We start from the raw sequence: 14,089 nt of genomic DNA, 5'->3' as shown, positions 1-14,089 counted from the left end.
GGTGGTGTCTCCTACGGGGATCGGGGACGGCTCGGGCAGGACGTGGCTACTCGGGGGTCTCGTCCAGGGCATGGCCGACGAGGGCCAGCAGGGTCTCGATCACCGAGATCCGGCGCCGCGCATCCATGATCATTACAGGTATGTGCGCGGGGATCGTCAATGCCTCTCGCACGTCCGCCGGTTCGAACAGGTCGCTGCCGTCGAAGTGGTTGACCGCGACGACGTACGGCAGCCCGCAGCTCTCGAAGTAGTCCAGCGCCGGGAAGCAGTCCTTCAGCCGCCGGGTGTCGGCCAGGACGACCGCACCGATCGCGCCGCGCACCAGGTCGTCCCACATGAACCAGAACCGCTGCTGGCCCGGCGTGCCGAACAGGTAGAGCACCAGGTCGTCGTCGAGCGTGAGGCGGCCGAAGTCCATGGCCACGGTGGTGGTGAGCTTGCCGGGCGTGGCGGTGAGGTCGTCGGTCTCCTCGCTCGCCTCGGTCATCAGCGCCTCGGTCTGCAGGGGCGTGATCTCCGAGACGGCCGTGACCAGCGTGGTCTTGCCGACACCGAAGCCACCGGCCACGACTATCTTCGTGGCGATGGGGGCCCGGTTGCGGTCCGTCTGCCAGGACTTCAGGTCCTCATCGGTGTCTTCAAAGACGACGGAGTCCACTCAGCACCCTTTCCAGCAGAGCGCGGTCCGGCCGGCCCGTGCCGTGGCCGGTTCCCGTGCCGTACACCCGGATCTTTCCCTGGTCCGCGAGGTCGCTGAGAAGCACGCGGACCACGCCGAGCGGCATCTTCAGCAGCGCGGCGATCTCGGCCACCGTGCGCATACGGCGGCACAGTTCGACGATGGCCTGCAGCTCCGGCATCACCTTGGTGCTGAGGGAACCATTCGTCAGTTCCTTGCGCTCCTGGGGGGCTTCGAGCGCGGCCACGAACGTCTCCACGAGGAGGACGTGACCGAACCGGGTACGGCCGCCGGTGAGCGAGTAGGGCCGTACGCGCGCGGGTTTTCGTTCACCGCCGCGGACGGGGAGCTGGGACCTGTTCTTCGGGGCGTTGCTCATCGGGTGCTCCCTGCCGAGGCGTCCTCGAGCGACTTCCTTAGCTCGCTGCGGAGTTCGGGGGTGAGGACATGGCCGGCCCGGCCGACGAAGAGCGCCATGTGGTACGCCACCACGCTCATGTCGCAGTCCGCGGAGCCGTGCACTCCGAGGAGCGAGCCGTCGCTGATGGACATCACGAACAGGCTGCCCTCGTCCATCGCGACCATCGTGTGCTTCACGCCGCCGAACTGGATCAGCTTGGCCGCGCCGATGGTGAGGCTGCCGATGCCGGAGACGACGGTGGCCAGGTCGGCCGACGATCCCCGGGGTCCCTTGGGCTGCGGGGACTTGGTCCGGGCGGCGTCATTCCGATCCGGGTCGGAGGAGAGCAGGAGCAGGCCGTCGGAGGAGACCACCGCCACTGACTGGATGCCCGGCACCTCCTCGACCAGGTTCGTCAGCAGCCAGTGCAGGTTGCGGGCTTCACTGCTCAGTCCGAAGGTACTGGGCGCGGTCAACTGCTTGCCTCCTCGACAGTGCCCCCCGTGGCTTCCTCGGATACGGCCGGTTCGGCGTCCGGCGCCTTGTTCTGGGCCGTCTGTTCGGCGATCTCCGCCGCTACGTCGCGGTAACCGGCCTGGGCGCCCTGGCGGAAGCCGCCGAGCCTCTTGCGGAGGGCCTCGGCGTCGACACCGCCGGTTCGCTGGCGCGGAGCCTGGGTGGGGGTGGTGATCTTCGGGGTGCGCTTGGGGAGGCCCTTGTCGGTGAGCTGCTCCTCGTCCGGGGTGCGGGTGTGTTCGGCCTCGGCCCCGCCTTCGGCGTACGGGTTCCCGCCCGCACCACCTGTGCGGCTCTCGCCGCCGGGTGCGGGTGGCCCCTGTGTGCCGTCCGCACCGTCGGCGACCGCGTCGCCACCGGTCGGCCGCACCGGCAGGTCGCCCGCGGGCCGCACCGGGAGGTCGGTCGTCGGCCGCACCGGGGCCTCCGCCGTCGGCTGCACCGGGGCGTCGGCCGTCGGCCGCACCGAGTCCTCGGCCGCGGCCCGCACCGGAGCCTCGGCCGTCGGCTGCACCGGGATCAGGAGTTCCATCGTGGTCTCGGCGGGGTGCTCGCGCTCCGGCTCGACCTCGATGGCCGCGTCGGCGCGCCCGGCCTGCGGTGCGGCCTCTTCGGCGCCCGCGGACTCCTGCACGGCCTCGTCGGCGGTCGGGCCGGACTCCCGTGCGACCTCGTCGGCGCTCGGGCTCGACGTCCGGGCCGCTTCCTCCGCGCTCGGCCCCGACTCCCGTACCCCCTCCTCGGCCTCCTCCGTCTCCCGTACCGCGCGTTCCGCCATCGCCACCAGTGGGTCGGCGTTCTTCTGGCGGCCGCGCAGGACGTTGGAGTTGGCCTCCGCGTCGGCGCCCGGGAGCGAGAAGGCGTGGCCGGTGGTGTGGTGCGGGGTGTCCGAGGGGACCGCGGCGGTGGGGGCGGGGGCCAGCAGGCCCTTGGGCAGGACGGCGACCGCCGCGATTCCGCCCTGCTTCTGCTCGCGGAGCTGGACGCGGACGCCGTGCCGGTGGGCGAGGCGCGCGACGACGTAGAGGCCGAGGCCGAGACCCTGCTCGCCCTCCTGGTCGTAGGAGGCCTCGGGGTCGAACTCGGCGAGGCGGGTGTTGAGGCGGCCGAGGCGCTCGGCGGTCATGCCGATGCCCTCGTCCTGGACGGAGAGCATGACCTCGCCGTTCTCCAGCAGCCAGGCGGAGACCTCGACGGGAAGGTCGGGCGGGGAGAACGACGTCGCGTTCTCCATCAGTTCGGCCAGCAGGTGCGAGAGGTCGTCCGCGGCGAACCCGGCGACGTGCGCGTGCGGCGGCAGCGCGGCGATACGGACCCGCTCGTACCGCTCGATCTCGCTGACCGCGGCGCGGACGACGTCGACCAGCGGGACCGGCCCGGCGTGCTGCTGGACGTGCTCGGTGCCGGCCAGCACGAGGAGGTTCTCGCTGTGCCGGCGCATGACCGTGGCGAAGTGGTCGAGTTTGAAGAGGGTGGCGAGCCGCTCGGGGTCCTGCTCGCGCTCCTCCAGCCCCTCGATGACGGCGAGCTGGCGCTCGACCAGGCCGAGGGTGCGCAGGGCCAGATTGACGAACGAGCCGCCGATGCTGCCCCGCAGCCGCTCCAGCTGGGCCGCGGACTCGCTCAGCTCGGCGCGCAGCCCCTCGCGGGCGTCGGCCATCTTCTGCCGCTGCCCGACCAGGTGCTTGCGGTCGGACTCCAGGGTTGCGATGCGCTCGTGCAGGGCGACGGCGTGCGCGTGCAGGGCGTTGACGGAGTTGACGACCTGCGCGAACTCGTCCTTGCGGCCGGTGAACTTGACGGGCTCCTCCGACGCCGGGTCCTCGGCCCCCGCCAGCCGCGCGGAGCCGAGCCGCAGCACGGCGAGCGGCCGGGTGAGGCTGCGGGCCATGCCGGTGGCGACGCCGACGGCGAGCAGCATCAGCGCGCCGAGGATCGCGATCCGGATCTCCAGCGCGGTGACGTCGTCGTCGCGGAGCTGCTCCAGGGCCTTGGTGCGCCGGTCGTAGAGCGCGGACTCGGCGCCGCGCATCGAGTCGACGCGGGCGGAGAGGGCGGCCTCGGCCCGCTGGGTGTCGGTGGCCAGGTCCCGGCCGGAGAGCGTGGACTGGTCCGTGAGGGAGGCGAGATACCGCTCGGCCGTGTCGACCTCGGGGCCGGTGACCGTGGAGTCGTACGAGGTGCGCGCGCTCTTGGGGGCGGTGTCGCGGAAGTCGTCGAGGGCGGCGTCGGAGCGCAGCCGGGCCTGCTGGGCGGCGGCGCTGAGCGCGTCGCGCTGCTTGGCGTCGGCACCCGAGGAGGTCTCCTGGGTGGTGGCGATGCCGGTGACCGGGTCGATGACGGTCTCGGTGGTGGTCGGCACGCTGAGCGCGGCCAGCAGCAGCCCGCGGGCGGCCGCGGCCTGCTGTACGGCGGAGTCCAGCTCGGCCAGCGCGTAGGCGCCGGATCCCGCGCGCGGCGGCATCTGCTCGGCCAGCCGCTCGGCGAGCCGGTGGAGTTCGGTGATGGCGGCAGAGTAGGCCTGGTGGGACTCCAGCGCGGTGGCCTTGCCGGTGAGCGAGGAGCGGCGCAGGGCCGCGATGCCGTCGAGGTCCTCACGCAGTGAGGCGGGGGCGTCGGTGTCGGCACGCAGTTCCTCGACCTGCCGGTCGACACGGGCGCTGCGCTGCTCGCTGGGCGCCTTGGACTTGGGGCGGCCTGCGGCGATGTAGGCGGTGACCTCGTCACGCTCGTCGGCGAGGGAGTGCGCGAGCGTGAGCGCGTCCTCGGTCTGTTCGGCGAGGGTCACCAGTGCCTGGGAGTCGTGCAGTTGTCCCGAGGCGGCGACGATCGAGGGGACTCCGGCGCCGGCGATGGCGGCGGCGACGACCGCCACGGCGACGATCAGCCGGTTCCGCACGTGGGTCGGGCGCCCCTTGCCCGCGGGCGCGATGTCGGCGTTGGTGCCGGGAGCGGGCTGCGGGCCTCCCGCGGAGGCCGTCTGCTTGCCTGAGCGACGTGGCCGCATCTTCTGCACCGGTGCTCGCATTCCTGACTCGTGATACCCATGGGTCCGGATGACGCTCCGTCAATTTCCTTCGACGGTACGTACACCCCTCCCCCAAGCTCTCGACTTGGCTTGAGCAGGGGATGTCCTCACCGGACCCCGACCCTCCCAGTGCCGGTGGGCGACGGCCGCGCATCACCTGCCCCGCCACTCGAAGGAGTGAACCCCGGAGGAGAGTTGGCGGGCAAGTTCCTCTGGCGCAGTCACATGCCCTGTGCGGCAGGCCGGTTGGACGTCTGCGGCGGGCGATGGCAGGATTCGCCGCCACGCCTCCCCGGAGCACTGCATTCCATCTCAAATCAGGCGTCTGACCTGCGCGTGTGCACCCGTCCGGCAACTGATGCGCCCCCTTCGCAAACCTTGTGAAGGGCTCGTGCAGACTGGCCGGATGCGAACTGAGCTTGTTTCGGAGCCCGGCGTTCCGGCCCGCCCCAACGAGGACTTCGCAAGTGTCGGCCTTTCCGCCTCGGGACAGGGCGGCGCACTGGTCGTCCTGGACGGAGTGACCCCGCCGCGGGGTGAGACGGGCTGTCTGCATTCCGTTCCCTGGTTCACCGCGCGGCTCGGCGGAGCCCTGACCGAACTGACCGTTTCACTCCCCGATGTTCCCCTCGCGGACGCGCTCGCCCGCGCCATCACGCGTACCGCTGAGTCACACTCACAAACCTGTGACCTTTCTCACCCACGAACACCACAGGCAACCGTGGTTCTGGCGCGCTGGTCCGCCGAGACGGTGGAGTACCTGGTCCTGTCGGACTCGGCCCTGCTGACGGAGTCCCCGGACGGCCCGATCACGCCATACCTGGACGACCGCCTGGCCCGCCTCCCGCGCGCCTCGCTCGCCACGGACGCCCTGATCGACGCTCATGTCCGCAACAAGGAGGGCGGCTTCTTCACGGCCGCGGCGGATCCGTCGGTCGCGGCGCGGGCGGTCACCGGGGTGCTGCCGCGGGCCGACGTCCGGGCGCTGGCGGCGCTCACGGACGGTGCGGCGAGGTGGGTGGAGAAGTTCCGGGAGGGGGACTGGGAGGACCTGTTCCGGTTCATCCGGAAGGAGGGGGCGCGGGCCCTGGTGGAACGGGTGCGGGCGCTGGAGGCGGCCGACGCGGAGGAGCGGACGTATCTGCGGCGGAGCAAGACGCACGACGACGCGACGGTCGTGTACGTCGAGTTCTGAGCCGCCGCCCCCCTTCTCCCCTTCCCTCCGTCCCTACTTCTCCATTCCCAGGTTGAGCTGGTTCAGCAGTCGGGCCAGCTCCGCCACTTCGCGGCGGTCCCAGTGCGAGAGCTGCTCCACGTAGCGGGCACGCCGGGCCTCGCGGACCTTGGCGACCCGTCCGCGCCCCACCTCCGTGAGGTGCACCAGCCAGGCCCGGCCGTCGGCCGGGTCCGGCTCGCGGGCGACCAGGCCCAGGTCCTCCAGGGCGCGCAGTTGCCGCGACATGGTGGCCTTGCCGACGCCGATGTAGGCGGCGAGTTCGGTGGCCCGCTGGCGGCCGGCGTCGTCCAGACGGACCAACAGGCCGTACGCGGCGGACTCCAGGTCGGGGTGGACCTCGCGGGCCATCTCGCCCTGCTTGGCCCGGGCGCGCCGGAACAGGACCGTCAGCTCGCGTTCCAGGTCGAGGAATTCAGGCTGGTCCAGACCACCACCGGACACGCCGGATCCGCCTCGCGGCCCGTCGCCGTTTCCGTCTTCGTGCACGTCAGCCCCTGCCTCGGTTTCCCGGTCCTGAAAGTTTCCGCCAACCGCCGTCATTGCCGCAGCTCCGTCAGTATTTCGCAGGCGTAGACCAACGGCAGCCTCCGGACCCCCTTCCACCTGCTCTTCTCGCTGCCTAGCTTCTCTATCAGAACGTGACTGACATGCCCACGCCACACGTGTCCGGCGACGGTCGGTCACGGACACGCGCGATTTCCCCACCGAGCGTCACCGAGCCTTCGGAGGCACGCTATGCCCGTGCACAGACCCGAACCGCTCCGCCCCCGGCACACCCACGTCGCCGGGGCTCTGCTCGCAGCCGTCCTGACCCTGACCCTCCTCGTGCTGACCACCCGGCCCGCCTCCGCGTCGGCCGACGACACCCCGCCCCGCGGCTCCGCGCACATGGGCATGGGCGTCGCCGCCCACGACGGCGTGGACGGTGCCCCAGTCTCTGAGCTGGCCGCTCAGACCGAAGGCGTCGACGTCTCCAGCCATCAGGGCAACGTCGCCTGGTCGACCCTGTGGAACAGCGGGGTGAAGTGGGCCTACGTGAAGGCCACCGAGGGGACCTACTACACCAACCCCTATTTCGCCCAGCAGTACAACGGCTCCTACAACGTCGGAATGATCCGCGGCGCCTACCACTTCGCGACCCCGGACACCACCAATGGCGCAACCCAGGCGAACTATTTCGTCGACCACGGCGGCGGCTGGTCCCGCGACGGCAAGACCCTGCCGGGCGTCCTCGACATCGAGTGGAACCCGTACGGCGACGCCTGTTACGGCAAGTCCACGTCCGCGATGGTCACCTGGATCCGCGACTTCCTGAACCAGTACAAGGCCCGCACCGGCCGCGACGCCGTCATCTACACGGCGACGAGCTGGTGGAAGCAGTGCACCGGCAACCACAGCGGCTTCGCCACCGCCAACCCGCTGTGGGTCGCCCGGTACGCGGCCGAGGTCGGGGAACTCCCGGCCGGCTGGAGCTACTACACGATGTGGCAGTACACGTCCTCCGGCCCGACCGTCGGAGACCACAACAGATTCAACGGAGCCCTCGACAGAGTCGTGGCGCTCGCCAACGGCTAGACCCCCTGTCACGGCGAAGGCCCGGGCCTCCCTCACGGGACCCGGGCCTTGCCTGTCCGATCACGTCCGTCACGCCGCGACCGGAACCTCGGGGGCGGCGCCGTTGGTGGCCGGCGCCAGGGCCAGTTCCAGGACCTGGCGGACGTCGGTCACGGCGTGGACGTCGAGCTTGTCCAGCACCTCGGCCGGGACGTCGTCCAGGTCGGGCTCGTTGCGCTTCGGGATCACGACCGTCGTGACGCCCGCGCGGTGCGCCGCGAGCAGCTTCTGCTTCACGCCGCCGATCGGCAGGACCCGGCCGGTCAGCGAGACCTCGCCCGTCATCGCCACGTCCGTGCGGACCAGACGGCCCGAGAGCAGCGACGCCAGTGCCGTCGTCATCGTGACGCCGGCGCTCGGACCGTCCTTCGGCACCGCGCCCGCCGGGAAGTGGATGTGCACGCCCCGGTCCTTGAGGTCGGCGACCGGCAGTTCCAGTTCGGCGCCGTGCGAGCGCAGGAAGGACAGGGCGATCTGTGCGCTCTCCTTCATCACGTCACCCAGCTGGCCCGTCAGGGTCAGCCCCGCCGCGCCCGTCTCCGGGTCGGCCAGCGACGCCTCCACGAACAGCACGTCACCACCCGCACCGGTGACCGCGAGACCGGTCGCCACGCCGGGCACCGCGGTGCGGCGCTCCGCCGGGTCCTGGGCGGACTCGGGCACGTGGTGCGGCCGGCCGATCAGCGCGCGCAGATCGTCCTGGCCGATCGTGAACGGCAGCTTCCGGTCGCCCAGTTCGTGCTCGGCGGCCACCTTGCGCAACAGCCGTGCGATGGAGCGCTCCAGGTTACGGACACCCGCCTCGCGCGTGTACTCGCCGGCGAGCCTGCGCAGGGCGTCGTCGCCGATGGCGACCTCGTCCTTGTTCAGGCCGGCCCGCTCCAGCTGGCGCGGGAGCAGGTGGTCACGGGCGATGACGATCTTCTCGTCCTCGGTGTAGCCGTCGAGGCGGACCAGTTCCATCCGGTCCAGGAGCGCCTCGGGGATGGCCTCCAGGACGTTCGCCGTCGCCAGGAACACCACGTCGCTCAGGTCGAGTTCGACTTCCAGGTAGTGGTCGCGGAACGTGTGGTTCTGGGCCGGGTCCAGGACCTCCAGGAGGGCCGCCGCGGGGTCGCCGCGGAAGTCGGAGCCCACCTTGTCGATCTCGTCGAGGAGGACCACCGGGTTCATCGAACCGGCCTCCTTGACGGCCCGGACGATCCGGCCGGGCAGCGCGCCGACGTACGTACGCCGGTGGCCGCGGATCTCCGCCTCGTCCCGGACGCCGCCGAGGGCGACCCGGACGAACTTGCGTCCCATCGCGTGCGCGACGGACTCGCCGAGCGAGGTCTTGCCGACGCCGGGCGGGCCGACCAGCGCCAGCACGGCACCGCCGCGCCGGCCGCCGACGACACCCAGGCCGCGGTCGCTGCGCCGCTTGCGCACCGCCAGGTACTCGGTGATCCGCTCCTTCACGTCCTCCAGGCCGGCGTGCTCGGCGTCCAGCACGCCCTTGGCGCCCTGGATGTCGTAGGCGTCCTCGGTCCGTTCGTTCCACGGCAGTTCGAGGACGGTGTCCAGCCAAGTGCGGATCCAGGAGCCCTCGGGGGACTGGTCGCTGGACCGCTCCAGCTTGTCGACCTCCTTGAGCGCCGCCTCGCGGACGTTCTCCGGCAGGTCGGCGGCCTCCACGCGGGCGCGGTAGTCGTCGGACTCCTCGCCGTCCTGTTCGCCGTTGAGCTCGCGCAGCTCCTTGCGGACCGCTTCGAGCTGGCGGCGCAGCAGGAACTCGCGCTGCTGCTTGTCGACGCCCTCCTGGACGTCCTTGGCGATGGTCTCGGCGACGTCCTGCTCGGCGAGGTGGTCGCGCAACTGCTGGGTGGCGAGCTTGAGGCGGGCGACCGGGTCGGCGGTCTCCAGCAGCTCGATCTTCTGCTCGGTGGTCAGGAACGGCGAGTAGCCGGAGTTGTCGGCGAGCTGGGAGACGTCGTCGATGGCCTGCACACGGTCCACCACCTGCCAGGCGCCGCGCTTGCGCAGCCAGGCGGTGGCGAGGGCCTTGTACTCCTTCACCAGTTCGCCGACCTGTCCGGGCAGCGGCTCGGGCACGCTCTCGTCGATGCGCGTCCCCTCGACCCACAGGGCGGCACCCGGTCCGTTCGTCCCGGCGCCGATGCGCACCCTGCCACGACCGCGGATCAGGGCGCCCGGGTCGCCGTCGGCCAGCCGGCCGACCTGTTCGACGGTTCCGAGCACACCGGTGCCCGGGTACGTCCCGTCGATGCGTGGCACCAGCAGCACCCGGGGCTTTCCGGGTGTGGAGCGGGCGGCGGCCTGGGCGGCCTCCACCGCGGCGCGTACATCGGCGTCGTTCAAGTCCAGAGGGACCACCATTCCGGGCAGCACTACCTCGTCGTCGAGCGGCAGCACGGGCAGGGTGAGCGAAGTGGACGTCGAAGCCATGATCTCCCCTTCGGCAGTCAAGTTGAGTTATGCCGACTCAATGCTTGGGGCGGCTCGAATGTTCCCCGGCCTCCGTTCGCTGTGAGCGATCAGCTACTGCACAGGCCGTGACCTCGGCTTTTGTAGGTGAACGCCCGACAGGGCCCAGAGCTTCCGGACACCCGGACGGGCCGGCGCGTGGAGGCTGCGGAAGAACCAGAGCGTGCGGGATGCGGAAGGGTCAGTGCGCGGAGGCCGCGCGCCAGCGCCGCACGAGCGGCCACAGCCCGACCCCGATGACCAGGGCGATCAGATGCCCCCAGTTGGTCAGCGGATCGGTGAGGCCGAGCAGGTCCTGGACCAGCAGCGCGCCGAACAGCGCCAGCACCGGCCACCGCAGCCACGGCCTGAGCAGCCCGGTCAGCGCACCGATGCTCGTCGCGACGCCGAAGCTGACGCCGTAGTCGAGGCGGTGCAGCGAGCTGTCGGGAAGGTGCCCGGCGAGCACCGCGAGCCCGACCGGCACCTCGGTCACGAGGGTGGCCAGGACGTGCCCGAGCAGGAAGACGACGGCCGTGCGGGCACCGCCGATGCGCCGCTCCAGCGCGGTGAGCACCAGCAGGAAGCAGATCGTGTACGGCGTCACGATCCCGCCGGCTGTCCAGAGCCCACTGGCGAGCAGCACCGTCAGGGGCGTGTGCACGAGGTGCGCCACGTCGGTGCTGGAGCCCTGGTGGAGGGCGTGGACCAGGGCGGGGTCGGCGTACGCGGCTATCAGTGAGGTCGCCGTCAGGACGACGGCGTAGGCGAAGGTGAACGGTGTACCGGTGGGGGTGGGGAGCAGACGCCAGGGGCGGAGGGCGAGGATTCCGGCCCGCGGCGCCGCGATCTCACGTACGCCCGCGCCGGCCCCTGCAAGGCCCGGCGCCGGGGAGGACACGGCGGACGCACCCACCGGCACCCGCTGCTGCGGCATCCCGTCGAGCAGCCCCGCCACATCGGGAAGAACCGCGTCACCGGTACGGCCGGCCTCACTCGAAGGAGCCCGCTCCGGGGCCGGCCCCGTCGCACCCGCCGCCACAGTCCGTTCCACGCTGAGGCGCTCCTTCCGTTTCCCCTCAGCGTTGGCCCGCCTCGCCCCCCATGTCTGTGACCCTCGCCACACGACAGCCGATTCTCAGCAACCTCTCAAGAAACTCTCGCGTCCTCACCAGACGCGCCCGCACAGACGCACGCCACCGGAACCGCCCCGGCGCCGAGCAGGTCGAGGCTCCCTCCCCCGCACGCCCATGGTCCGCGTCAACCCGGAGCGCCCCGCGGTACTCCCCGAGGTCGCCCGAGGCCCCCGTGTTCCGCTGCGGTCGGGCCCGCCCGCTGCGGTATTTCTCTGGGGCGGCCCGAGTTGAGCTGCGAGGATGGCCGGATGCCCACTTCGTACGACATCCCCGAAGTCCTGGATCGCCGCGAGGGCCCGCACGGCGAGATCGTGCTGCGGCGGCACGGCGAACTGCTTCAGATCATCGCCAACGGCTGCTTCCTCATGGACACTTCCGACGGCCGTTCGGAGCGGCTGCTGGTCGACGCCGCACTCGACGCGCTGGACGGACGGCCGGCACCGCACCTGCTGATCGGCGGACTCGGCGTCGGCTTCTCGCTCGCACACGCCGCCGCCGATCGCCGCCCGGGACGGATCGCCGTCGTCGAGCGCGAGAGCGCGATTATCGGCTGGCATCTCGACGGCCCCTTGGCGGACTTCTCCGCCCGCGCCGTCGCCGACCCTCGCACCGAGATTCTGGAAACGGATCTCGTGGGGTACGTACATGAGACTTCCGACACGTATGACGCACTGTGTCTCGACATCGACAACGGCCCCGGATGGACGGTCACCGAGGGCAACGAAAGCCTCTACTCACCGGACGGACTCGCCGCCTGCACACGGGTGTTGAGGCCGGGAGGGGTACTCGCGGTATGGTCCGCACAACCCTCTCCGGAATTCGAAGAAACCTTGCGTAATGCCGGATTCCAACAGGTGCGTACCGAAGAGATCCCCGTTGCCCGGGGCGTTCCGGACGTCGTACACCTCGCCGTACGACCTGGATAGCCGTGGCGCGGTGACTCCCCGTACTCTGCTTCCCTGACGCGGATCATTCAAGCGTCAATCGCAAGCATGAGCAGGCATAGCCAGTCAGCGGGATCACCCCACGGATTCCGGAAAGCAACTTTGGGGCGGGCGATGGAGCAGACACACACCTCCCACAACGGCACGGCGGCGACCCCGGGCGCGCAGCGCCGGGTTCTCGTGGTCGAGGACGATCCGACCATCGTGGACGCCATCGCGGCCCGCCTGCGTGCCGAGGGATTCCTTGTACAGACGGCCGGAGACGGTCCGGCGGCGGTCGACACGGCCGAGGCATGGCAGCCCGACCTGCTGATCCTCGACATCATGCTGCCGGGCTTCGACGGTCTGGAGGTCTGCCGTCGCGTGCAGGCCCAGCGGCCGGTCCCGGTGATGATGCTGACCGCGCGTGACGACGAGACCGACATGCTGGTCGGGCTCGGCGTGGGCGCCGACGACTACATGACCAAGCCGTTCTCGATGCGCGAGCTGGCGGCACGCGTGCACGTACTGCTGCGCCGCGTCGAGCGGGCCGCGCTGGCCGCCACCACCCCGCGGTCGGGCATCCTGCGGCTCGGCGAGCTGGAGATCGACCACGCGCAGCGGCGCGTGCGGGTGCGCAGCGAGGACGTCCACCTCACGCCGACCGAGTTCGACCTGCTGGTGTGCCTGGCGAACACGCCGCGCGCGGTCCTCTCGCGCGAGCAGCTGCTCGCCGAGGTCTGGGACTGGGCGGACGCCTCCGGCACCCGCACGGTCGACAGCCACATCAAGGCGCTGCGCCGGAAGATCGGCGCCGAGCGGATCCGCACGGTGCACGGTGTGGGCTACGCCCTGGAGACACCGACGCCATGAGCGACGGGCCGGCCGCGCGGAGAAGCCCCGGGGAACCCTGGGGCGGCGTCAGTCCGTTCTCGATCAAGACCAAGCTGGGCGCTCTTGTAGTCATCGCGGTGCTGATCACGACAGGACTGTCGATGATCGCGGTGCGCACGCAGACGGAGCTCCGCTTCATCACGGTCTTCTCGATGATCGCCACACTGCTCATTACGCAGTTCGTGGCCCATTCGCTCACCGCGCCGCTGGACGAGATGAACACGGTGGCCCGGTCCATCTCGCAGGGCGACTACACCCGCCGGGTGAAGGAGAACCGCCGGGACGAGCTGGGCGACCTGGCCGAGACGATCAACCTGATGGCCGACGAGCTGGAGGCCCAGGACCAGCAGCGCAAGGAGCTGGTGGCGAACGTCTCGCACGAGCTGCGCACCCCCATCGCGGGACTGCGGGCCGTCCTGGAGAACGTCGTCGACGGCATCGCCCCGGCCGACCCCGAGACCATGCGCACGGCCCTGAAGCAGACCGAGCGCCTGGGCCGGCTCGTGGAGACGCTGCTGGACCTGTCCCGCCTGGACAACGGCGTCGTACCGCTGCGCATGCGGCGCTTCGAGGTCTGGCCGTACCTGTCCGGCGTTCTGAAGGAGGCCAACATGGTCGCCTCCGCGCGCGGTGGCATGGCCTCCGGCTCCGGCAGCCACACCCGTACGGACGTCCATCTGCACCTCGACGTCTCCCCGCCGGAGCTGACCGCGCACGCCGACCCAGAGCGCATCCACCAGGTCGTCGCCAATCTCATCGACAACGCGATCAAGCACAGCCCGCCGCACGGCCGCGTGACGGTGAAGGCGCGGCGCGGGCCGCTCCCGGAGTCGCTGGAGCTGGAGGTCCTGGACGAGGGTCCGGGCATCCCGAAGTCGGAGTGGCACAAGGTCTTCGAGCGCTTCAACCGGGGCGCGGTGCGCCGGCCGCACGGGCCGGGCAGCGACGGCGGCACGGGGCTCGGGCTGGCCATCGCGCGCTGGGCCGTGGATCTGCACGGAGGCGGGATCGGTGTGGCCGAATCCGATCGGGGCTGCCGGATTCTTGTCACACTTCCAGGGCAGCCTTCCGTTCAAAGTTGACGTAAAGTTCGAAGCGGAGTCTCAAGATCCACGTCGTCCTGCCTGACGGACACGTGTGATCAGGTCCAGACCTGCGCTTTCGGTGCGCCGGGTCTCGGTGCCCCCATCCCTTCTGAA

12 protein-coding genes are annotated in these 14,089 nt (G+C 70.9%); 5 read left to right on the top strand and 7 right to left on the bottom strand.

The features are described from left to right. Positions 1 to 46: 46 nt before the first annotated feature. From PGH47_RS28745 to PGH47_RS28730, 4 genes are read right to left on the bottom strand one after another with little or no spacing between them, the layout of a single operon-like run. Positions 47 to 658 carry a GTP-binding protein gene (locus PGH47_RS28745; RefSeq protein ID WP_163016822.1) on the bottom strand — a complete coding sequence of 204 codons (612 nt, stop codon included), beginning with the start codon at positions 656 to 658 and terminating at the stop codon, positions 47 to 49. Then, positions 639 to 1,058 carry a DUF742 domain-containing protein gene (locus tag PGH47_RS28740; RefSeq protein ID WP_271665795.1) on the bottom strand — a complete coding sequence of 140 codons (420 nt, stop codon included), beginning with the start codon at positions 1,056 to 1,058 and terminating at the stop codon, positions 639 to 641. The genes PGH47_RS28745 and PGH47_RS28740 overlap by 20 nt, the downstream gene beginning before the upstream one ends. Further along, positions 1,055 to 1,555, bottom strand: coding sequence for a roadblock/LC7 domain-containing protein (locus tag PGH47_RS28735; RefSeq protein WP_107902876.1), 501 nt, complete (start codon positions 1,553 to 1,555; stop codon positions 1,055 to 1,057). Before PGH47_RS28735 ends, PGH47_RS28740 begins: the two co-directional genes overlap by 4 nt. Next, entirely contained in the window at positions 1,552 to 4,611 is a 3,060-nt protein-coding gene (locus PGH47_RS28730) for a sensor histidine kinase (RefSeq protein WP_271665794.1), read from the bottom strand. Before PGH47_RS28730 ends, PGH47_RS28735 begins: the two co-directional genes overlap by 4 nt. Before the next feature lie 418 nt (positions 4,612 to 5,029). On the opposite strand from PGH47_RS28730, the gene PGH47_RS28725 reads away from it, so the two are divergent. Continuing rightward, positions 5,030 to 5,818 carry a protein phosphatase 2C domain-containing protein gene (locus tag PGH47_RS28725; RefSeq protein WP_271665793.1) on the top strand — a complete coding sequence of 263 codons (789 nt, stop codon included), beginning with the start codon at positions 5,030 to 5,032 and terminating at the stop codon, positions 5,816 to 5,818. A 33-nt stretch (positions 5,819 to 5,851) separates the two neighbouring features. On the opposite strand, the gene PGH47_RS28720 is transcribed toward PGH47_RS28725, so the two are convergent. Beyond that, positions 5,852 to 6,346 (bottom strand): MarR family winged helix-turn-helix transcriptional regulator, encoded by a 495-nt coding sequence (locus PGH47_RS28720; protein WP_030953210.1) that lies wholly within the window; start codon positions 6,344 to 6,346, stop codon positions 5,852 to 5,854. Between the two features lie 249 nt (positions 6,347 to 6,595). On the opposite strand from PGH47_RS28720, the gene PGH47_RS28715 reads away from it, so the two are divergent. Beyond that, complete coding sequence (locus tag PGH47_RS28715; RefSeq protein ID WP_271665792.1) at positions 6,596 to 7,435, top strand: lysozyme; 840 nt, start codon at positions 6,596 to 6,598, stop codon at positions 7,433 to 7,435. Positions 7,436 to 7,504: 69 nt separating this feature from the next. Here PGH47_RS28715 and lon read toward each other — a convergent pair whose 3' ends face one another. Together lon and PGH47_RS28705 are read right to left on the bottom strand one after the other, a co-directional pair. Beyond that, the gene (gene lon / locus PGH47_RS28710) at positions 7,505 to 9,919 is read right to left on the bottom strand and encodes an endopeptidase La (protein WP_271665791.1); all 2,415 of its coding nucleotides are present in this window, start codon (positions 9,917 to 9,919) and stop codon (positions 7,505 to 7,507) included. 220 nt (positions 9,920 to 10,139) lie between these two features. Continuing rightward, positions 10,140 to 10,991 carry a rhomboid-like protein gene (locus PGH47_RS28705; protein ID WP_443048547.1) on the bottom strand — a complete coding sequence of 284 codons (852 nt, stop codon included), beginning with the start codon at positions 10,989 to 10,991 and terminating at the stop codon, positions 10,140 to 10,142. Positions 10,992 to 11,321: 330 nt separating this feature from the next. Between PGH47_RS28705 and PGH47_RS28700 the strand changes: the two genes are divergently transcribed. The 3 genes from PGH47_RS28700 to PGH47_RS28690 all read left to right on the top strand — a co-directional run bounded on the left by PGH47_RS28700 (position 11,322) and on the right by PGH47_RS28690 (position 13,972). Continuing rightward, on the top strand, positions 11,322 to 11,999 hold the full coding sequence (locus tag PGH47_RS28700; RefSeq protein WP_271665790.1) for a spermidine synthase: 678 nt from the start codon (positions 11,322 to 11,324) through the stop codon (positions 11,997 to 11,999). A 132-nt stretch (positions 12,000 to 12,131) separates the two neighbouring features. After that, positions 12,132 to 12,869 (top strand): response regulator transcription factor, encoded by a 738-nt coding sequence (locus PGH47_RS28695; protein ID WP_030956984.1) that lies wholly within the window; start codon positions 12,132 to 12,134, stop codon positions 12,867 to 12,869. Further along, positions 12,866 to 13,972 carry a HAMP domain-containing sensor histidine kinase gene (locus tag PGH47_RS28690; protein ID WP_126903016.1) on the top strand — a complete coding sequence of 369 codons (1,107 nt, stop codon included), beginning with the start codon at positions 12,866 to 12,868 and terminating at the stop codon, positions 13,970 to 13,972. Before PGH47_RS28695 ends, PGH47_RS28690 begins: the two co-directional genes overlap by 4 nt. Positions 13,973 to 14,089: the final 117 nt, after the last annotated feature.

Origin of the sequence: Streptomyces sp. HUAS 31, from assembly GCF_028198125.1 — a bacterium.
Classification (GTDB): Bacteria; Actinomycetota; Actinomycetes; order Streptomycetales; family Streptomycetaceae; genus Streptomyces; species Streptomyces chartreusis.
The sequence above is the reverse complement of the archived record's forward strand: the minus strand, read 5'-3'. Positions and strand labels throughout refer to the sequence as shown.

Coding starts and splice junctions, on each gene's coding strand:
- PGH47_RS28740 (WP_271665795.1), bottom strand. CDS start 1,058: ATGAGCAACGCCCCGAAGAACAGGTCCCAGCTCCCCGTCCGCGGCGGT.
- PGH47_RS28725 (WP_271665793.1), top strand. CDS start 5,030: ATGCGAACTGAGCTTGTTTCGGAGCCCGGCGTTCCGGCCCGCCCCAAC.
- PGH47_RS28715 (WP_271665792.1), top strand. CDS start 6,596: ATGCCCGTGCACAGACCCGAACCGCTCCGCCCCCGGCACACCCACGTC.
- lon (WP_271665791.1), bottom strand. CDS start 9,919: ATGGCTTCGACGTCCACTTCGCTCACCCTGCCCGTGCTGCCGCTCGAC.
- PGH47_RS28700 (WP_271665790.1), top strand. CDS start 11,322: ATGCCCACTTCGTACGACATCCCCGAAGTCCTGGATCGCCGCGAGGGC.
- PGH47_RS28695 (WP_030956984.1), top strand. CDS start 12,132: ATGGAGCAGACACACACCTCCCACAACGGCACGGCGGCGACCCCGGGC.
- PGH47_RS28690 (WP_126903016.1), top strand. CDS start 12,866: ATGAGCGACGGGCCGGCCGCGCGGAGAAGCCCCGGGGAACCCTGGGGC.